Source organism: Mediterraneibacter massiliensis, assembly GCF_001487105.1.
In the GTDB taxonomy this organism is placed as follows: Bacteria; Bacillota; Clostridia; order Lachnospirales; family Lachnospiraceae; genus Mediterraneibacter; species Mediterraneibacter massiliensis.
Genome location: NZ_LN913001.1, coordinates 1329411 through 1350225, shown reverse-complemented (window position 1 = coordinate 1350225; position 20815 = coordinate 1329411). Strand labels below are relative to the sequence as shown.

Sequence of the window (20815 nt, the reverse complement as noted above, 5' to 3'; positions counted from 1 at the left end):
CCCCTCTCACCTATTTCTACATATACCTTTCACTCTTGCCAGCAGTTCTTTAAACTCTTTCGGTTCCGCCAGATAATTCACAGCCACGATCCCTGCGACCGATGCACTTCCCATTCCTACAGCATAGACAAACCAGACAAAAAAAGAAGTCATCTCCTGCGGAATCAAAAGAAGTCCAAGCCACATCAATACGCCTGCCGCAAGCCCGTTTCTAAAAATACGGATGAACGATCGTTTCCCGGAACCTTTTATAAGATATTTATTGTTATATAATACAATATCACAGGACCGGTATCCGTAGGAACACACAGCACCCATCAGCACACCTGCCATTCCAAATTTCCAGACCAGAGACAGCGATACTACAAGATGAAGCACCGCTTCCAGGATTGCCTGCCGCCTCGTCTCTTTATAATGACCGGCCGCGCAGATGATCGTAAGCCCAGGTATTCTTACATTCTGCATGAGCACGATAAGCGTAAATAAAACAGCTAACACCGGACGTACATAGGAAACATCTTCCAAATTGATCGTATAAATCCGAATAAACGGAAGAATCAGCACACCCATACAGGCGATCACAATAAACAAAATCACCATATACATGTATTCATAACTAGAATAACTTTTCTTTAAGACCGCATCTTCTTTCTTAGCGATCACTTCCCCGAAGCCCGCAGTCAAACCATTGGAAAAAGAGGTCATTAACTGATTCACTGCGTTAACTACCAGCATATATGTTCCGTATACACTGACTTCCAGCAAGGACCTGCTGCCTAGGCAGATTGTCAGAATCGCTGTATCGGTATTGTTTACGATGATCCCTACGACCTGATGTAATAAAGCTGCGTTTTTTTGATTCAAAGCTTCTTCTATCGGCTCGGCATGGAAATTCAGTTCCGGATGTCTGCGCTTTGCATACGTCCTGACCAAAATCAGGCGAAGCATATATACCCCTGTAGCCACTGCTTTTACCGCCAGGACACCGGCACCCATATAGATCAGCACGATAGAAACTGCCATATTCACGATCGTACCAGCCGCCTGTATCAGCGCAACCACATACCCTTCCTGGTTTGCCATTAAAAGCGCCCTGTATTTTCCCAGGAAAAAATAGTCCACAAGCGTACTGCTCGCCAATACAAAGACCATCCCACGAACAAGTCCCGTATCTAACTGCCGAGAGATCAAAAACGGATACACATATACTAAGACCAATACAAGCCCCAGGAATAACATACCCGAACGATTGTAAAAACGCCTTGAAGCAGAAAGGATCCCATTCACCTCATCTGTGCGCTTTAGAGCCAACGGATTATAAAGCGCGACCACTGTGGCCGTCCCCACACCGGCTTCTGCCAGTCCCAAATACATTAAAAACTGATTGACAGATGTGATCATGCCGTTGATGCTGGAGCCATATGCTTCCAGGATAAAACGCGGCAGTATGATCCCTGACAAAAACACGATCACCTGTAAAAACAGATTTGCCGCCATATTTTTAAAAGCCAGTTTACTTCTCATGCAGTCTCCTTTTACTTTTTCTTCTCTTCACTGATAAATACCAGCCGCCTGTACACACCTATATTCAAAAATAAGATCCAGGCTGACAATTTCCGTTTCTTCTGAAAATAAGGATTCTTCATGATCACAAACAGATGGCGCTTGATAAAACGCTTCAGTTCTTTATAGCCGTCCAGCTTCTTATACTCCTCTTCCAACAGCATCTTGTCCAATACAATAAATCTGGACCATATCCACAGACACTGCGCCTCTCTCTCCAGACTTGGAAACGCCTTCTTTACCACCTGGTAATTCTTTGTATAGCCGTCAATAATATCAAACAGCTGCGGTCTGTACGCCCTTCCCGTAATACTGTCCTCTCTGTGCAGATAATAATACTTTGGCTTTGTCCCGACTGCCACTTTCTTTATCCGCTGCATCAGATCTACGGTATAATAAATATCCTCATACAGTCTTCCTTTCGGGAAACGCAGATCTTCCATACACTCCTTTTTGATGAGCTTATTCCATATCTCTCCGCGGATGGTATGTCCCTGCAAAATGCAGCGAAACGCTTCCTCTCCGGTGCACACAAACCCCGGCGTTTCTTCCTGTGCCTCTATTCTGTCTTTATACACCTCGTAAATACCGCATGTTGCCATATCTGCATCTGCCGTTTTGATATTTGTATACAAATATTCCAACATATCTCTCTCAATATAGTCATCACTGTCCAGAAAAATCACATAGTTGCCTTCTGTATAGGCGATCCCCGCATTTCTGGCGTCACTAAGTCCTCCATTTTCCTTATGCACAACTTGTACCCGTGTGTCTTTCTGGGCATATTCTTCACAAATATCCCCACAACTGTCCGGGCTCCCATCATCCACCAGGATCACCTGTATATCCGAAAAACTCTGCTCCAGAATAGAATCCACACATTTATGCAAATATGGCTCTACTTTATACACCGGTACGATCACACTGATCTCTGCCATCACACAGCCTCCTTCTTTCCACTTTCATAATACGTCAGCAATGTCTGTGCCGCACTCTCGATATCATACCCGGCTTCACAGAACTGCTTCTTTATCACAGCATTGTATGTCTCTTTTTGTGCAGACTTTTCCGCCGAAAGAATGGCGTCTCGCCACTTTTCCTTTTCCTCTTCTAAAGAAAGGAATTCCACACGGTCTGTCAGTTTTACTTCCTTTGTGATCGTATCTGCCATAATACTATATACACCGGAAGCCTGCGCTTCCAGCGCAACGATCGGAAGTCCTTCAAACAAGGACGGCAGGACAAAAACGTCCATTGCCTTCCACAGCCTGTCCACATCCTGGCGTATCCCCAGGAAACGCACCTTCTCCTCCAGACCGTACTCCTTTGCCTTTTCCTGAACCGCATTTTTCAGTTCTCCGTCGCCGATCAGCAAAAGTACGGCCTCCTCCCGCATCTTTGCTACTTCTTTAAATATTTCCAGCAAAAACAGATGATTTTTCTGTTCTTCAAATCTTCCCACATGCCCTACTACGAATTTTCCTTCTAACTCCAACTCTTTTCTGACTTCTTCCCGGACTGCTTCACAAAATCGGAATTTTTCCATATGCAAGGCATTGTGGATCAAATGAAACTTCTCCCCCTCTACGATCCTGTCCGAAAACAACCAATGTCCAGCCACTTCACTGCATGCGAAATACATGGACGCATATCTTGGGATCCAGCTTTTGTTGATCCTGTGCAGCATATTACGTACAATACCCGGCGTAGACGAATTATGAGAGTGCGCGGCGACGACCGGGACCTTCTCCTGTCTGGCCGTCACCAATGGAACAATATTTGCCGCGGAAAGCATGTTGACATGTACCACGTCATACTTCCCTGCCTGCAAGATTTTCCGCAATTCTGTATGAAAGGCAAAAGGATGTTTTCTGGCGTCTCTTGTATGGAACACCTTCCCGCCCAGCGAAAGAATTTCTTCCTCATAGGCGAGATGGGGAAACATACTGATAAAATCAAACTGTACTCCCATCTTTCTCATCTGCCGGTAATATGTCATCACAAAACTCTCGATTCCGCCCGGATTAAAAGATAACCCTACTTGTAATACTTTCATCGCTTCTCCTATCTATGTCAATTCTTCAATCAGCGCCTGCCACTGTCTGTATATCTGTTCTTTTTCAAAGAGCTGTATACCTTCCTGCGTACAGGAGGAAAATGCGGCTCTCTTTTCTTCATCCAACATCAGTTCTTCGATCCGCTGCGCCATCTTATCCAGATCATACGGCGGGATCAGATACCCGTCTTTGCCTTCTTCAATGATCTCTCTCGGACCGGTCATCACGTCAAAACTTACCATTGGCAGTCCGCATGCCTTTGCCTCTAAAAGTACAAGGGGCAGTCCTTCTCTGTAAGACGTAAGGACAAGGAACGCATACTCTTTAAACTGTCTGTATACCTGCTGTACATTTCCTTTGAAGATCACCTGTGAAGTCAGATGACATTTTTCCACCTTACCCTGTATATCCTCCAGCGTATCTCCTGTCCCATACAGATGCCATTCCCAGTCTGGATGTACAGTCAGCACCCTTTTTGCGACCTCGACAAGCATATCGTAGCCTTTTTCTTCGCTGAACCGCCCTACTGTAATAATCTTTTTGGACATACGGTCATATTCCTGCCGACATTCCAGCACTTCCGGTGCGATCCAGTTATAGATACTTTGTATCTTCTTCGGCCTGATATGAAACTTTTTTATATAATCCTGCCGGTTCTGTTCGGTCAATGTCACCGTACGATGTGAGATCAAGGCCGCCCAAAACCGAAACAGCGTAATATCCCTTTTCTCCGCTTCGTTGATCAAAGCACCATGGTCACAGAAGACAAACTTCGCTCTAGTAAAGAAGCGGACCGGCGATACCGTAAGAGCCGGATGATTCTCCATCAAAAATACAATATCTATCTGATTCATCTTTATATATGCTTTAAAGGGGTGAAAGCATCTTGTGATCCGCCTGCGTATCCGGCAGTCCCATTTTAATTCCGCATGGTAATGGATCCGCTTATCTAAATGATAAGGTACTTTACCATCTTTCCCGAAAATCGCAAATATATATACCTCATAATCATTACAGAAGGCATTGGCAAGTGAAGTTGTCACCTGTTCAACGCCCCCGGTTACTGTCATATCATAATTTACAAAACATATCTTCTTCATGTTATCCTCATGTTTTTTGCTTTATCAACTTGGTTTTACAAAAACAGACTCATTTTGTCTGTTTCCCTTCCTATTATACGCAGAAATAAACGCTTACGTCAATGCAATCTGCTTTTTTTGAATAATTGTATCCCATTGAGTAACGAAAATTGCTAAATTGAAAATAAATGTGCGCTATTGGGCATTTACGAAAATAGTCGAATAATCCCTATTGTTTTCTATAATTTTCCAATTTAATATAGTTAGCGGAGATTATAAAAGGATTGGGGGATATTGTCATTGAATTGCAAACACTGTATCAGCCGACTCCTGGATTGTCTGGGCGCCAGCAACACATGTACGGGATATGATTACATTATATATGGTATGTTACTGATCATGGATGATGCGAGACGTATAAATCTGATCACAAAATCTCTGTATGTCGATATCGCTCTATTTTACGATACAAGTTGGAATTGTGTCGAAAAAAATATCCGGTCTGTCGTCAGTTCTATATGGGTTTCCGGCAATGAAGAACTATTAGAGATCATTTTCAAAAAATCGCAGAAAAAGCAGAAACCCACAAATAAGCAGTTTTTCCGATGTCTGTATGAGTATATTTCTGCTTTATACAGCGGGATAAGCGAACAGTATGATTTTCCTCTTACTTGTCCAATTTCTAAACAGTATTGTAAATGGCTGGATGAGTTCTATAAGAATATTGGAATATCGGACAGATCATGCAAAAAAACAGACCCACATGCACCAGACAGATCTTAAAAAACAGGCAGCTCATGATAAGTACTGACCGGCAGTATGAAAATACTATCTTTTCAACTGCATTTCCGACAAAAAGAAAAATCTCCCACAGAATATCAACTGTTAAAAACGCTGGTTTCTGTGGGAGATTTATATTTTCTCCGCTGATGAACGGCAACACTCCAGAAGATTTAAGGCCAGTTACATCAACTTTACATAATACTTGAATAATCAGAAAATATATGACGTAACTCTGCCTCACCCGACTGTATTTGATAAATACATTTATAACTTTCTGCCACACTTCTGTTTTCTGCAAGTTAAAAATTCATTTAAATTCTTTTTATCCATGCTTTTTTCATAAAGGTCTAGTGACAAACTATTAGTCACATTCCAATACGAAAATGCGTTCTTTTCATTACACTGACTCAAATCATATGCAACAATATCTCGCAATCTGATTTTCTGTCAGCTTCTACAATCATACTCTTCCCATTATAGATTTTAATGAAGCTACCTTCATCAGAGATAACAACCGGCATTTGTGCATTCCATATTTTCCCGTGGATATCTAGATTAGCCCGACTATTTAAATCATCAAAAAAAATTGTAAATACACTGCCATCTACAATATAAGCAGCATAAGGAGCCAATTCGAGCAACACTCTTCTATCGTGCCATGATAAATCAGTACATTTATCCACATCAGATAAATAGAATAATTTTTCTGATTTATTATACCCTAATTTCTGAATAACCATTTCGATAGTACTCATTTCATCGCCTCCTTGTTTTCATTAAGAGTATAGTATGATATATGCCGTCCAATAAACAGTTCCAAAAGCACATCTTTCACACCAGCCGCATCGAATACCACTCCGACTGCGATTAAGGCAGCGATCAAGAGGCCGATCAGTTTGAAAAACTTCGATATGTGTGTTATAGAATTGTTTCATAATTTTCCCTTAAAAAATTCCCCAAAAACTCTTGACGAACTACCATTTACATCTAGAAGAAAAGAGGCATTATACTTTATAGAAGAAAGAAAAACTCTCGCAAAAAAACGAGAGTTTTTCAGTGCCCTTGATTTTAAAATTTATTTCGAAAGTCGGCTGATAGCATGCCGTAATAACTGGTAATGTATAAACATGGGTACATCTTGTTTTGCGCAGTATCTTTAACCGTGGGGAACTCCCCTTCTACTGCCTATTACAGCCCTTCCGCAATATCTAAAAGATACTGCCCATATGCTGTCTTTTCAATCGGCTCCGCCAACTTGAGCAGCTGCTCTCTATCGATAAATCCACGCCTGTAAGCAATCTCTTCAATGCACGAAATATACAGTCCCTGTCTGTTCTGAAAAGCCGCCACAAAATCCGCCGCATCGATCAGAGCTTCCGGCGTCCCCGTATCCAGCCAGGCAAAGCCTCTTCCTAACAGTTTTACTTTTAACTGATCCTGCTGTAAATACACATTATTTACACTTGTGATCTCCAGTTCCCCTCTGGCTGACGGCTTCACATTTTTGGCAATATCGATCACTTGATTATCATAGAAATAAAGTCCCGGTACCGCATAATTGGATTTGGGCTTTGCCGGCTTTTCCTCGATGGAGCGCACCTTATAGTCCTCATCAAACTCTACAACGCCGTATGCTTTTGGATTTTTCACGTAATATCCGAAAATAGTGGCTCCCTCTTGCCGCTGTACGACTTTTTTCAATATGTCAGAAAAACTCTGTCCATAAAAGATATTGTCTCCCAAAACCAAGGCCACTCTATCTTGTCCGATAAAGGTTTCTCCTATGATAAACGCCTCTGCCAGACCTCGTGGTTCCTCCTGTACAGCATAGGAAATGGACAGTCCAAAACGGGAACCATCTCCTAATAGTTCTTGAAAAACGGGGACATCCCGTGGGGTGGAGATGATCAAAATATCCTGGATACCGGCAAGCATTAGAGTCGACAATGGATAATAAATCATCGGTTTGTCATACACCGGCAAAATCTGCTTTGAAACCGCATATGTAAGCGGATATAGACGAGTTCCTGAACCTCCTGCCAAAATGATTCCCTTCATATCTGTTTCCTCCTAGACTTGATACATTTCCTTATAATACTTCTGGTACTCTCCGCTTGTCACATTGTCTACCCACTCTTCATGTTCCAAATACCAGCGGATCGTTTTCTTGATCCCTTCTGCAAAACATGTCTCCGGATACCACCCTAATTCCTGACTGATCTTGTCCGGTGCAATGGCGTATCTTTTGTCATGCCCTTTCCTGTCTTCTACAAATGTGATCAGATCTTTCCTGATATTTTTCCTTCTGGAATCTTGTTCCGGCAGGTATTCCAACAATGTTTCCAGAATAATATGGACGATATCTATATTCGTCTTTTCGTTATGCCCGCCTATATTATAGGTTTCAAAAAGCCTTCCCTTTTCCTGTACCATATCGATCCCTTTGGCATGATCTTCCACATACAGCCAATCCCGGACATTGAGTCCGTCTCCGTATACCGGCAGCTTTTTTCCTGACAATGCGTTATGTATCATAAGCGGGATCAATTTTTCCGGGAACTGATAAGGACCGTAATTATTGCTGCAATTCGTGATATTTGCCGGGAACCCGTATGTATCCATGTAGGATTTCACAAGCATGTCAGAAGATGCCTTGCTGGCAGAATAGGGACTATGCGGCGCATACGGGGTATCTTCATAAAAATATCCTGTTTCTCCCAGAGAACCATATACTTCATCGGTAGATACATGAAGGAATCTCTTGCCCTCTTTAAATGTCCCGTCCGGCAGTTCCCATGACTCCTTCGCTGCATTCAGCATGACAAGCGTTCCCAGTACATTGGTCCGTACGAAAATCTCCGGATTCTTTATACTGCGGTCTACATGGCTTTCCGCTGCAAAATGCACGACACGGTCGATTTCATACTGCTTGAAAATCGCGCGTATTGCCTCTGAATCACAGACATCTGCTTTATAAAAAATATAATTTTCTCTTTTCTCTACTTCTTTTAGGTTCTCCAGATTCCCTGCGTAAGTCAGTTTATCCACATTGATGATGCGGATCTCCTCTCCATATTTTTGAAACATGTAATGAATATAATTTGAACCGATAAATCCAGCCCCGCCTGTCACTAAATATGTTCTCATAGCACTCTCCTATTTTTCTTTCCAAAACCGCTTGATTGTTTCTGCTGTCTGCTCTACTTCACTGTCTTTTAGACTATAGTACATAGGAAGACGCAGCAATCGTTCACTTTCCTTCGTAGTAAACCTGTCTTCACCTGAAAAACGGCCATATTTCTTGCCTGCCGGTGCTGTATGGAGCGGAATGTAATGAAAAGAAGCCGTAATCTCCCTTTCCTTCAGATAAGAAATCAACCTTGTCCTCTCGTCCAGATCTTTCACCTTGATATAAAACATATGGGCATTGTGCTCGCAATTTTCCGGCACAAACGGAAGCTCCAGATATCCGGCTTCTTCCAGCTCCTTCAGCTGCTCATGATACATGCTGTAAATAGAACGCCGCCGGGCATTTATCTTATCCGCCTGCTCTAGCTGTGCATACAGATAAGCCGCGTTCAATTCACTTGGAAGATAAGAAGATCCTTTTTCTACCCAAGTGTATTTATCCACCATTCCTCTGAAAAACTGGCTCCTGTTCGTCCCCTTCTCCCGGATGATCTCTGCTGCCTCTATATTCTCTTCATCCCGGATCAAGAGAGCTCCGCCTTCTCCCATACTATAGTTCTTCGTCTCATGGAAGCTATAACATCCGTAATCTCCTATCGTTCCCAAAGCCTGTCCCTTATACGTACTCATAACTCCCTGAGCCGCGTCTTCGATGACAAAAAGATGATGTTTCTCAGCAATCTCCATAATCTTATCCATTTCACAGGAGACTCCCGCATAATGGACAGGAACTATTGCCTTTGTCTTGTCCGTGATCGCTTCCTCGATAAGATTTTCATCTATATTCATCGTATCCGGACGGATATCCACAAAAACCGGAATGCCGCCCCGCATCACAAAAGCGTCCGCTGTTGAAACAAACGTATAAGAAGGCATGATCACTTCATCGCCGGGCTGGATATCACAGAGAAGCGCTGCCATCTCTGTCGCATGTGTGCAGGAGGTAGTCAGCAGCACTTTTTTACTTCCTGTACTTTCTTCCATCCACTGGCTGCATTTCTTCGTAAAATTCCCGTCTCCGCAGATCTTGCCTGCTTGGATCGCTTCTTTTATATACGCTTCTTCCTTCCCTACGTATGGTGGGATATTAAATGGTATCATTTTCTCTTTCGCTTCCTTTCTAAAATCTTCATTACTCGCATGAAAATTTTATAACTGAACAGTCTGCCACTTTTTCTACAATTTCATATTTAACAGTACAATCGTATGTTTTACTAAGATAATTTATTAAAGAATTTAATATGGCATTATCATTATTCACAAAATACACATTATCTTCAAAAAATTTATCTGCATATAACTCTGAAAGTCCATTTGCTTCTAACCTTTCATAATATATCGGAGAGAACATGGTTGCGCCCCCCCATGAAAAATAATTCAGCGTAGTATTTCTATTTTCATTTTCCCACGGACTATACCGGGAGCTAACAACAGACAATGCGTAAATATACAAATTATCCGGATGTGATGCGCAATACTCATCCAAAACAGCCTTTTCCTGTATCTCTTTAACAAGTAGTGGATCCTGCATTTTCTTATTCACTTCTTTTATATTTGCAAATGCAAAAATACCACATATACACAGCACTCCCAATATTATTCTTTTTTCTATTTTACAATTTTTGCTGCACATAAGCAACATCTGTAGAACAAGAAGACATAATAACGGAACTAAACACAATAAATATACTCTTATTAATATTCTTCCTTTAAAAGATAAATAAAAAAGTAGTCCGCCTCCCAATAACATTCCGCTGAAAATCCATAATAAATGTCGTCGTTCTTTTTTTACGCACACTATTGCAGTAATTCCTAACAGACATACAACACTACCAAAAAATGTATAAAATGCAAGTTTATTACTAATTAGGAATTGCTGTAAAGTGATAATCCCAGAAATAATCTGATTTTTCAAGCTATTTTGTTCTGCTACATATGCTTCATTTATAATTTGAAAATTTTCTTTAGTGACTGCTTTATCCATAAAAAACCAGCCATTTACCAGCTCATATAGTTCTTCACTCCATCCAGCTTTCTCATAAATACTTCGGCCTTCTTCATAAGAAAGTCTGGGATAATCGCAGAACTGCGCCCGCTGCGCATTATATTCTCGATATGCTTTCCACTCAGCAGCACCATAATATTTTTGATGTATAGCGGAAGCGCCGGCTATCAATATGATTGCACTCATAAATATTGTACTATACAGTATCCCCTTTTGTTTCCAACTTTTTTTTGTGGAACAAAACAGCTTGATCAGCATCGCAAAAATGCTGCAGACCAACACAACTTTTCCAGCCAATGGTCTTGTAATATAAGAAACAAATATTAATAATATCGCCAATATGCCATCTATTATCCGTATAGCTTTAGACTCATTTAAATAAGTTCCCGTAATCAATGCGATTGCTGCCGCTCCTAAGATTCCCGCCAAAGTAGTAAACTGTATAAATACAATGCTATAATGGATACACAAAAAGTAAAATACTAAATAGAATAAAGTTCCTTTCCAAAGCGTCCATCCCTTACTTACAAAAATACGAAATATCGTTTTTAAAATTATAACATTCGCAAAGTATAAAAGTAAAATTGTAGTTATTGTATACCAACTGAAGCCAGGAAAAATCTTATACAAAAAACTAATTCCATAATCTCTGACAATATTAGAATAAATTGTCCCTACTTCTGGATTTCCTGTCTGCCTTCCCGACAATATATTCATCATAGAGCTGTCATCATTTGTTTCAAACTGTACAGGAAAAATACGATATATAATAAGCATCAATATGGCAATTATAACTCCGGCAGCCAGAAAACGTCCTATCTCTGTCTCATATAAGAAACTTTTTCTTCTGGCAGACTTATCACTTTCTTTTTCCATATCTACCTCACTTATTTATTTTTATAAACATTATTTTCATATTTCGTACAATACTTGTTGAGAATTTCATCCCTGACCTGATAATTCGGAAGTCTCACCATAATCAAAAATATTTTACCTAAATATTCGCCGATAATTCCGAGCAGTATCATAATAATTCCGCTCAATACCAACATAACGATCATATTAGACGCATATCCTATCAGCATACTTGGATGGAGCAGTTTCTTGATAAAAATAAAGATTGCATACCCGAAACCTGCTATTGCACAACCTACTCCTAAATAAATGGATAATCCCAATGCCTTTGTACTAAAACTTGTAATTCCATTTTTCCACAGCCGGAATAATTTTCCTAGTGTATAGTTACTTTTTCCGCTTATTCTTTCTTTATGCTCCATTTCTATATCCGTTATTTTTTTCGTCAACCTGCGTACATAACTGGATAATGCGTTAACTGGGCTTCTGCTGTTTTTAATCATTTTAATAGCAAATGCACTGTATGCTACAAAACTAGATACATGAACATCCTTATCTTTCACTTTCATTAATGACAGCAAAAAACTATTCATCCAACTTGTCACTCTTTTAAACAAAGAATGTTTTTTATGCGGAAAATACGCATAAACCATGTCATAGCCTTCCTGTATTTTCTCTGCCAGATCAAAAATACCTTCCGCCGGATGCTGTCCATCATCATCCATTGTAATCATAACATCTCCATGCACATATGGAACAGCTGCCATTTTCGCGCTGCTCTGTCCAAAATTCTGTGATAAATTTACACCTGTAATCCTATTGTCCTCTCGGCATAACTGTTCAATCACTTTAAACGTATTATCCGGAGACCCATCATTTACCAAAATAATTTCGTATTCGTACTCCGCTCTCATTGAAAATGCAGTCTGAATTTCTTCTACTACCATTCTAATTGTCTTTTCGGAACGATAGCATGGAATTGCAATCGATATTAACATTTTCCCATTCTTCCTCCTTAATCAATATAAATAAGACATTCATTAATAGAATGATATTTTTGTAATTTTTCAAAATTTTGTATATATTTTATTACATTTTTATAGTTTATAGCTGGTTCTTTAGCAAAACAGGTTTTTACTTTCAGCCCTATTTCTTCCCAAAAAACAGGGTTGCCTGCCTCCCCTTTTGGTATAGTAACTACTTCTTCAAATACTTTTCCATCTGTTGTTGTTAATACAACCTTTGCGCCTCTTATTCCCCTTCTTTTATCTTCATATGTATTATCTGGAATAAGATTTATTTTATCGATCAATGCTTTTTCCTCTACAGAAATTACAGGTTCTTCTATTTCATCAAATCCATACCTTCCCACTAAAAATGCTTTAGCAAAGGCATAATATAAAGAAAATTTCGCTTCTCCACTTGATTTAGGATATTTTATAGTTCCGGTATACCGAATTGCGTTTTCATATATGCTAATATCAATCTTTTCTATTTTATCCACAAATTGTTTTTCACAAATATGCTTTCTCAATGCCAATGCCGCATCAATAACACAGTGTGTATGTCGGCAAGCAGGATATAATTTCAAATAACTTTCAGCTATTGTATATATTTTCCCAAGAGTTTCTGTAATTTCCTTTATATCTACATGCTCGGACATTGCATGCAGCCATCCTTTATCACTCTCTAGTGGTTTTTTTGGAGTGTCGATACCAAGCTCTGCTAATTTTGCAGAAAAAACTCCTGTTTTTGCTGCATTAGCCGGGTTAATCGGCTTACAGCACTGGCCGCTTTCTGATACTAAAATCAATCCACTTGACTGTACTGCTGCCAATGAAATGGCAGAATATATCTCTTTTTCATTAAGTTTCATAAGTTTTGCACATGCGGCTGCCGCCCCTAAGGCCCCCGCCGTTCCTGTAGAGTGAAAGCCTCTATGAGCCAACCCAGGCTGTGCTGCCGCAGCAACGCGATTACACACTTCATACCCCGCATTAATTGCAGTAATAATATCCTGACCTGATGCTTCCGATTTTTCTGCTATCGCAAATACTGCAGACATCACAGAGACTGCCGTATGTCCCATAGCTTTCCGATTTCCATCATCCATATCAGCACCATGCGCATACAATGCATTCAAAAAGGCTGCCTGCTCCACTGGTATTTTCTTTGTTGTCATAAATACCGAAGCTTCTTTTACTCCGCCTGTATCAAGTATAAGCCTTGTCACTTTTTCATTAAATTCCTTATTGATCCATATTCCTGCTGCCAATGCTGCATAATAATCCGCTATATACAATTTTGTCGTTTCTATAACCTGTGCAGACAAATCAGAATATTCTAATTCGTAAATAAATTTGCTTAACGTTTTTGTTATTGACATCTTTTGTCCCTTCCCAACCCCTTTTATAACTCAACACTGCTGATTCTTGGTTCAAAGCAACAGCATGGACGGATACAAACAATCCGCACTCCACTGGCTCTCTGTGGTCCGACCTTTAAAAATGTGGCCAACACACTTTTTCCTCCTAATCCTAACGGACCTATATCACCTTTATTTACACCATCCGTAATTTTCTTTTCCAACTCATTTTGTCTGTCATAAGTGCCATACACTTGTGCTTCCATCATCAGAGAGGCTGCTTCAAAATGAGAGCGCCCGACTCCTACGGCAAGCGTACACGGTGTACACCCCAACTGTTTCACAGCTTCTGAAGCGCGGCTTATAATTTCTTCTGCTACTACATCTACACTATGTTTATGGAAAACTCTATAGGTCGTGGCTCGAATCGCTGGTCCGCCGCCCTGCATGATAATATGCACACGCAAAACATCTTCCTCTACCTGTTTTATCAAATAAGGAGCAGGCAACACAGCTCCCGGATTCGGACTCAATCTTCCCGCCTGCGAAATTCTCTCACTGTCGTTTCCACAAATCGCCATAGGACGCCCCGGAAGTTTCTCTAACCCATCTTCTATTCCTTCCATAATAATTTCCAGCATTTCACCCGTCATACTTCTATTTTTTCCAATTTCAATAAAAACATGGGGGATACCCGTGTCATCGCAAAGAGGACTTTTAGCTTTTTCTGCCGCAAGTGCATTCTCCAGAATCGTTTCTAGCACCCACTTACTATTTTCATTCTTTTCTTCCGCTATCGCCCGTTGATACGCTGCTATTTTGTCTTGCCGGAATGTTGACCCAGCCAAAATAATTGTATTGCTTATTTTTTCTTTGATTTCCTCTGCTTTTAACATACTCAACTCTCTACCTTTAAAAATATATGGATTTACCATGTGCCGCTGCTATAATTGCAGGAATTTCACAAACCTTTAACATATGAAAAGCCTCCATCCCCTCTTCCTCAAATGCTATAACTTTCTGTTCTAAGGTTTTACTTTTTAGCAATGCCGTTACAGGAGGGATCACAGCGAACACAGAATGATATGTATTGAGTGTATCTATTGTCTCCTGCCGAATCGCACCTTTTCCCAAATGAATTTTCACCCCCATAGAGGCTAACGGTCCTATACTGGATTCTATCTCTAATTTGTTGCTCGAGGTCGGTCCAACTCCTGCCGGACTCACTGCCGTATGAAAGATCACACTTCCAGTCAGATCAATTCCCAATTTTTCTGACACTGCCTCTTTTCCCATTTTAACTAACTTCGGAAGTACTGCGTCTCGTCCACAGAATATATATCCTGACAGACAAATTTTATCTCCCACACAAAGACTATCTATTATATCCTGACTAATTGGTGTATTTATTTTCCGCATTTTCATTCCCTCATTCATTGACCGAAAAAAGTTTCAAATACTCTGTTCCATCCTTTATAACACCATATACTTTTGCTCTCATATATATTTTTTCTGCCCAATTGGTATGAGGCGCAATTTCATTCATTTTATTTGCATTATGACTTTTGATAACACCGCCATCCGTATTTAAAATCTGGCAGGCATCTTCATATTCTTCCAACGTTACAGCCTGCATTGCATTCACGAATTTAATATGTGTAGGATGTATAACGGTTCTGCCTATGAAACCATTTGCTTTATCCAAGATCACTTCCCGTAATAGGCCATCAACCGCATCATTAAATATCGGTACACGTTTTAGCAAGGAATCTTGAATATCATGTTCCGGCAGATCTTCAAACATCATTTCTTTACTGGCTCTAAAATATTCCCATACAGGACCTGATACTACATACTCATTATTTCTAGAAAAAACATTCAAAATATCAGACAGGCAGTCCCTTACTGGCATAATATCATAAATGGTGTAGTCAATTCCTCTTCTTACGCCGAATGCAGATGAAAAATCTGTTGCTCCTACCCTCACTTGTAACACAATACTTTTATAACTATCTAAAATTTTCTTGATTCCCAACAACTCTCCTACTCTTGTTTCTCGAAATGCTACTGTCTCGTCCTCAATAATAGGCATACCATAAATAACTTCAGAAAACTTTTCATTTAGACTTTTTAAATAGGAAAAATACTCCCAGCCATTCAAAGTATTAAACTTAGGGAAATTAATCCCTGCTAAGACTTTAATCTGTTTCTTAGTAAGTTTTTCTCCAAATCTTTTAAACTGCTCAATATTTCTTACACGGCAAAAAATCAACGGAATATTTTCATACGTAATTTCTCCGTTTTCTAATGCTGTACTAATCCTATCCAGCATACTTAAAGTATTTGTCTCCGCTTCTTCCACCTGCTCTTCCGGACATGCATCCTCAAAACACATAACCATAGAAGTCAGGCCCGGTATCGCATTTCTTAATATTTTTTCTGTAAAATCTTTTGTTCCTGGCATATACATAGTTGCTCCCAGGCAGTACTTCAACATATCCAACTTTGTATATTTATTAAACTCTTCCGGAGCTTTTTGAAACACAAACTCTGGATTATATTTTTGATGTCTCATACGATCCCCCCGCTATTATACACGTTTTGGCGACATAACTGCTTCTGGATAATACTCTTTTATTACACGCTTTACAAGCATAATCTGCTTTGCGCGCTTTTTCGCATCTTCTTTAGACGTTTCCCAGCTATGCGTCTTCGCAACAGACCCTCCCGTTTTCAGATATATAGGAGCCGCAATACGTATCATCTCCGGCACTTCATAGTGACGGATAAAGCCGCCTGACGAAGCCGGATTTTCTGTATGAATATCTATGGGAACATCTACAGCAGCCCGCATTGCCGACAGCATTTGAAGCTGGATATCACGAACCGGATTGATAGAATCTGCCCCAATACTCTCCAATAATTTAGCAGAACAGGGATTTCCATGTCCCATATGAGCAGATACCTTAAATTTGCAGTCTGCAGGAATTTCTCCTGCCTTTCTCATCTCATTTAGAAGCCAAAGACATCCTTCATCATACACAAGAAAACTTCGGCAACCTAAACGAGCAGCACGTTTCACATCCTCTGCCGCCCGCACAATCTGTTCCTGTCCGCGCAGCCTATACCCCATCCGTTGCCCTTCAGGGGTATGTACAGATGCACTTGTATCCAAAGTTGCTCTTGGACCAATTGCCAAAACTAATTCTACAGACCATTTCTTTGCCAGATCTACCATTTCTTGAATCTCTTCATCCATAAGCATCATGATACCTTTTGTCTGCGTCACACGATGAATAAACACTCCATATTCATCTAAACTTTCCAATAAGGCACGCATTGTTCCAGGACCTTGTATCCCGGGTACCTCTAAACGATACTGCCCTCCGTCTTCAAATCTCTTTTCAGAGTCTGGAAGTGCGTATAAATCTCCTTCCGGCAGTCCAATTTTCTTTAAAAATTCTCTCGTCTCTAACATGGCTTTTATTTCCTTTCTTTTAGTTCTTCCATAAGTTTTTTTATATCCTCTTTTAATGAAGCTTTCAGCGGTCCTAATGTATCTCGCATACCTGCACGAATACGTACTTCTATAAATAAAGCCTGACGGTCTGCCCGCATTTCTGTCAATGCTCTTTTTAACTCTTCGCTCGTAGCTACACGTACTGCCTTTTCATACCCACATCCTTCTGCAACTTTCGCAAAATCCACGCTTCTTCCTGCGGACGGCTGCCCGCCTACTGACTCATGAGCTCCATTATTTAAAACAATGTGAAGCAAATTAGGAACCGGTTTTTCCCCTATAATCGCAAATGCTCCCATGTGCATAATCGCTGCTCCATCCCCGTCCAAACAGACCACTTTTCTATCTGCATGGGATAATGCAATTCCAAGTGCCACAGAAGAAGCATGTCCCATAGAACCTACATTTAAAAAGTCACATTCATGACTTTCTCCCCTCTCTTCTCTTACAATATATAATTCTCGCGTTGCCCGTCCTGTCGTTGCCGTATATATTGTATCTTTAGGAAGCGTCTCTAAAATAATACGGATAGCGTCTTCTCTGCTCATTGGATAACTAGTATCTGTTATTTTCTTTTTGACGCCTGTAAATACTCCTTTTTTCACAATAAGTGCTACCGCTCTTTTTTCTCTGACAGCTTTCTCTACCACAGAAGCCGTAACCTCCGTCATTGTTTCTTCATTATCCTCCAATACTGCAACCGGTATACCAACTGTTTCAAACATAGCTTTCGTTGTCTTTCCTTGTACCATATGCTGTTCATGATCGCCAATTCCCGGTTCTCCCCGCCATCCTACTAACAAAACCATCGGAATTCCGTATACGCTTTTGTCTACAAGAGATACCAACGGGTTGATTGCATTGCCTATTCCTGAGTTCTGCATATATACTAAAGGAACTTTTTGTTCTGATAAATAGTATCCAGCAGCAATGGCAACCGCATTTCCTTCATTTGCCGCAATTATATTTTCTTTTTCCCCTTTTGTCTGCTGGAGATACGAACAAAAGGAATGTAAAAATGAATCTGGAACCCCTGTATAAAATCCTATTCCATTTTCTTCTAATACCTCTACAAATTTTTCTGGTTGTATCATTTTCTTTTTCTCCTCGTAAAAGACTACACTCCATAATATCTGAAATATTCCGGGGAATCTGCCTTGCATAATTCCCATGCTTCTTCCATTGCATTAACGACAGCTTCCGGCAGTTTATCCCCATTTAATCCATTTATGTTTTGTTCAAGCTGTAAACAGCTGGACGCTCCCATAATAATACCATCTCCGTTTTCAACTTTCAACTCAGAATGATAAGCAAGCCACTTTATAGCAGCTGTTACGATGCTGATCCCATGCTCGTCACAGGCATTCTGTATTACTTTTACTGCATCAAAATAAGATTTCTTCCAATACCGTTTATGGTAAGTAGGTCGGCACTTGAATCTTCCTGCCTCCGGTGCAGTTTCGTACCCTTTATATTTTCCTGTCAGCAGTCCCCCTGCCAATGGATTGTATGCATGAAAGCTTATATGATAGGCATGAAGAGCATCAAACAATTCTCGTTCCACATTTCTGCCCAGTACATTGTACAGTCCCTCATAAACAGAGGGCTTTACCCATCCGTTTTTTTCACATTTAGCCAATACATCTATCACAAGCCATGCCGGAAAATTGCTCAATCCCAACCGCTTAAAAGTTTTCTTTTCATACCAGCTATTTACTGCCTCCAACGCACTCTCTATCGGAGTATTATAATCCGGGAAATGCAAATACAATGTATCTACTTTCGTCACGTTCATCCGCTCTAAAGATTCTTTAATCTGCATATCTACTGCTTCTTTATCCAGTCTTCCTGTAACTCTAGGATTGACTTTTGTAGCAAGCTGTACGTCATACGCTTCTAATGCCGGAAGGATCTCACCTATCATTTTTTCACACTTTCCATCATTATACACATAAGCTGTATCTACTTCATGAAAGCCCTTACTCAAAAACATTGTACACATTTCTTTAGCAATTTCTTTTTCTACCTGTTGTCCAAAAGTCATTGTTCCCAATATCAACTTCATATTATTCAACCTCGTTTTCTTTCCTTTTTTATCTCTTATTATTTAACAAATATCCTGCCTTTTTAATTCTTGCTGTATCAAAATATTTATATATCATATCCTTGCCGTCCATATCTTTTATATCTAAATTTCTCTGGATGAAGTCTATTTTTTCTATAATCTCTTCTTCTGAATCCGCTATGAACTTAAATCTGCCAAAATGTTGCTGTATCGTCCCAATATACTGCGGCTTGATCTCATCTCCTATTTTATAGTAAGTGTCTAATGCCTCCAATTGAATACTGTCTTTTATTTTTTGAATACCATCAATTTCTGCGATTGTACCCACTTTCAATGGAATGTTAAAAATACATGCCTTTTTCCCTCCCATGTAAGGATCTATTTTCTGTATTTCTTCCTGGGTAGCAAATTCTCCCTCTACTGCATAGCGAATCATCATTTTCATATCATTTACTCCGGTCAATGGTTCCACTAACTTATATAACAAACCGCCGCTTAACCGAAGTCCCATCTCGTGAAAATATATTTCATCCTCCACCAGTGCCTGCATAAAAAATGTGGCATTTTCAATTTTTTCTGCTTTAAACATTCGTTTAACATTTTCATCTATATTTTCTATATAATATTGCGTATATTTAGATGGATAAATTCCTACAGCGTTGATCAACCCCTCTTTTTCCTTTTCCGCTACGGTATATGTATCTCCCGTTAATACGAGATAAATCTCACCTTTATTCGCAATATACCGCACATTGAAGCCAATTCCTTCACTCTCCACGAATTTTTCTACAAGCGCTTTTTTACTCTCCGAAGCTTTTAATGCCCTTGTGTATGCGTCTTCCAGTTCATCTTCCTTACTGCATACTGTGATTCCTCTTGAACTATTTCCATCTACTGGTTTTACAATAACCGGATATTTTATATTTGCTCTGTCAGCTATATCAAATTCCGGAGCGCAAGGAACTTTAAATGTGTTGCACATCTGCTTATAACTGCTCTTGTTTGCGCACGTATCCCACTGCTCCTCCGATGCATAAAATCTTAACCCGCTGGCTTTGCATAACTTCATTACATTTATGATATTAAACTCACTTGGTCCGCAGAAAACCCCGTCTATCTTTTCTTTCTCGATCAATTTTTTCAATTCTTCTATATCTGCCGTGCTGATCTGGTAACTTTTATCTGCTTTTTCTTTTGCGGCTCCTCCCTGCAGATAATCTGTGGCAATAACATAATATCCCAATTTCTTAGCTTCTAACACCACATCTAAAGCAGCAGCGCCTCCGCCTAATACCAACAACCGTTTTTGCTCTTTTTCCATTATATCATCCTCC

At 40.0% G+C, this 20815-nt stretch carries 19 protein-coding genes; 1 reads left to right on the top strand and 18 read right to left on the bottom strand.

What is annotated here, in order from left to right; all coding sequences use genetic code 11:
* Window positions 1–6: 6 nt before the first annotated feature.
* The 4 genes from BN3282_RS10695 to BN3282_RS10680 are packed head-to-tail and all read right to left on the bottom strand — an operon-like array spanning window position 7 to window position 4720.
* Window positions 7–1524, bottom strand: coding sequence for a lipopolysaccharide biosynthesis protein (locus tag BN3282_RS10695; RefSeq protein WP_059069055.1), 1518 nt, complete (start codon window positions 1522–1524; stop codon window positions 7–9).
* 11 nt (window positions 1525–1535) lie between these two features.
* Window positions 1536–2501, bottom strand: a complete 966-nt coding sequence (locus tag BN3282_RS10690) for a glycosyltransferase family 2 protein (protein ID WP_059069053.1) — start codon at window positions 2499–2501, stop codon at window positions 1536–1538.
* Entirely contained in the window at window positions 2501–3619 is a 1119-nt protein-coding gene (locus BN3282_RS10685; RefSeq protein ID WP_059069051.1) for a glycosyltransferase family 1 protein, read from the bottom strand. Before BN3282_RS10685 ends, BN3282_RS10690 begins: the two co-directional genes overlap by 1 nt.
* Window positions 3620–3631: 12 nt before the next feature.
* A complete protein-coding gene (locus tag BN3282_RS10680) occupies window positions 3632–4720 on the bottom strand; it encodes a glycosyltransferase family 4 protein (protein WP_059069048.1) in 1089 nt (362 codons plus the stop codon).
* Between the two features lie 279 nt (window positions 4721–4999).
* Between BN3282_RS10680 and BN3282_RS10675 the strand changes: the two genes are divergently transcribed.
* Window positions 5000–5482, top strand: coding sequence for a sporulation initiation factor Spo0A C-terminal domain-containing protein (locus BN3282_RS10675; RefSeq protein WP_059069046.1), 483 nt, complete (start codon window positions 5000–5002; stop codon window positions 5480–5482).
* Between the two features lie 407 nt (window positions 5483–5889).
* Here BN3282_RS10675 and BN3282_RS10670 read toward each other — a convergent pair whose 3' ends face one another.
* The 14 genes from BN3282_RS10670 to BN3282_RS10600 all read right to left on the bottom strand — a co-directional run bounded on the left by BN3282_RS10670 (window position 5890) and on the right by BN3282_RS10600 (window position 20802).
* Window positions 5890–6237: a hypothetical protein gene (locus BN3282_RS10670; protein ID WP_059069044.1), complete on the bottom strand. Its 348-nt coding sequence runs from the start codon at window positions 6235–6237 to the stop codon at window positions 5890–5892.
* A 433-nt stretch (window positions 6238–6670) separates the two neighbouring features.
* A complete protein-coding gene (gene rfbA / locus BN3282_RS10660; protein ID WP_059069040.1) occupies window positions 6671–7540 on the bottom strand; it encodes a glucose-1-phosphate thymidylyltransferase RfbA in 870 nt (289 codons plus the stop codon).
* A 12-nt stretch (window positions 7541–7552) separates the two neighbouring features.
* Window positions 7553–8629 carry a dTDP-glucose 4,6-dehydratase gene (gene rfbB, locus BN3282_RS10655; RefSeq protein ID WP_059069039.1) on the bottom strand — a complete coding sequence of 359 codons (1077 nt, stop codon included), beginning with the start codon at window positions 8627–8629 and terminating at the stop codon, window positions 7553–7555.
* 9 nt (window positions 8630–8638) lie between these two features.
* Window positions 8639–9772, bottom strand: coding sequence for a dTDP-4-amino-4,6-dideoxygalactose transaminase (gene rffA, locus BN3282_RS10650; protein ID WP_059069037.1), 1134 nt, complete (start codon window positions 9770–9772; stop codon window positions 8639–8641).
* Window positions 9773–9803: 31 nt separating this feature from the next.
* Window positions 9804–11552, bottom strand: a complete 1749-nt coding sequence (locus tag BN3282_RS10645) for a hypothetical protein (protein ID WP_059069035.1) — start codon at window positions 11550–11552, stop codon at window positions 9804–9806.
* A gap of 11 nt (window positions 11553–11563) precedes the next feature.
* Window positions 11564–12529, bottom strand: a complete 966-nt coding sequence (locus tag BN3282_RS10640; protein ID WP_059069033.1) for a glycosyltransferase family 2 protein — start codon at window positions 12527–12529, stop codon at window positions 11564–11566.
* A gap of 17 nt (window positions 12530–12546) precedes the next feature.
* Window positions 12547–13917: an MmgE/PrpD family protein gene (locus tag BN3282_RS10635; protein ID WP_059069032.1), complete on the bottom strand. Its 1371-nt coding sequence runs from the start codon at window positions 13915–13917 to the stop codon at window positions 12547–12549.
* A 23-nt stretch (window positions 13918–13940) separates the two neighbouring features.
* Window positions 13941–14792: a fumarate hydratase gene (locus BN3282_RS10630; RefSeq protein WP_059070402.1), complete on the bottom strand. Its 852-nt coding sequence runs from the start codon at window positions 14790–14792 to the stop codon at window positions 13941–13943.
* Window positions 14793–14808: 16 nt separating this feature from the next.
* A complete protein-coding gene (locus BN3282_RS10625; RefSeq protein WP_059070400.1) occupies window positions 14809–15315 on the bottom strand; it encodes a fumarate hydratase C-terminal domain-containing protein in 507 nt (168 codons plus the stop codon).
* A gap of 10 nt (window positions 15316–15325) precedes the next feature.
* The gene (locus tag BN3282_RS10620) at window positions 15326–16471 is read right to left on the bottom strand and encodes an HpcH/HpaI aldolase/citrate lyase family protein (protein WP_059069030.1); all 1146 of its coding nucleotides are present in this window, start codon (window positions 16469–16471) and stop codon (window positions 15326–15328) included.
* A gap of 15 nt (window positions 16472–16486) precedes the next feature.
* The gene (locus tag BN3282_RS10615) at window positions 16487–17374 is read right to left on the bottom strand and encodes a peptidase (RefSeq protein ID WP_205408543.1); all 888 of its coding nucleotides are present in this window, start codon (window positions 17372–17374) and stop codon (window positions 16487–16489) included.
* 5 nt (window positions 17375–17379) lie between these two features.
* Complete coding sequence (aepY, locus tag BN3282_RS10610) at window positions 17380–18510, bottom strand: phosphonopyruvate decarboxylase (protein WP_059069027.1); 1131 nt, start codon at window positions 18508–18510, stop codon at window positions 17380–17382.
* Window positions 18511–18533: 23 nt separating this feature from the next.
* Window positions 18534–19481 (bottom strand): aldo/keto reductase family protein, encoded by a 948-nt coding sequence (locus tag BN3282_RS10605; protein ID WP_059069025.1) that lies wholly within the window; start codon window positions 19479–19481, stop codon window positions 18534–18536.
* A gap of 28 nt (window positions 19482–19509) precedes the next feature.
* The gene (locus BN3282_RS10600; protein ID WP_059069023.1) at window positions 19510–20802 is read right to left on the bottom strand and encodes an ATP-binding protein; all 1293 of its coding nucleotides are present in this window, start codon (window positions 20800–20802) and stop codon (window positions 19510–19512) included.
* Window positions 20803–20815 lie beyond the last annotated feature (13 nt).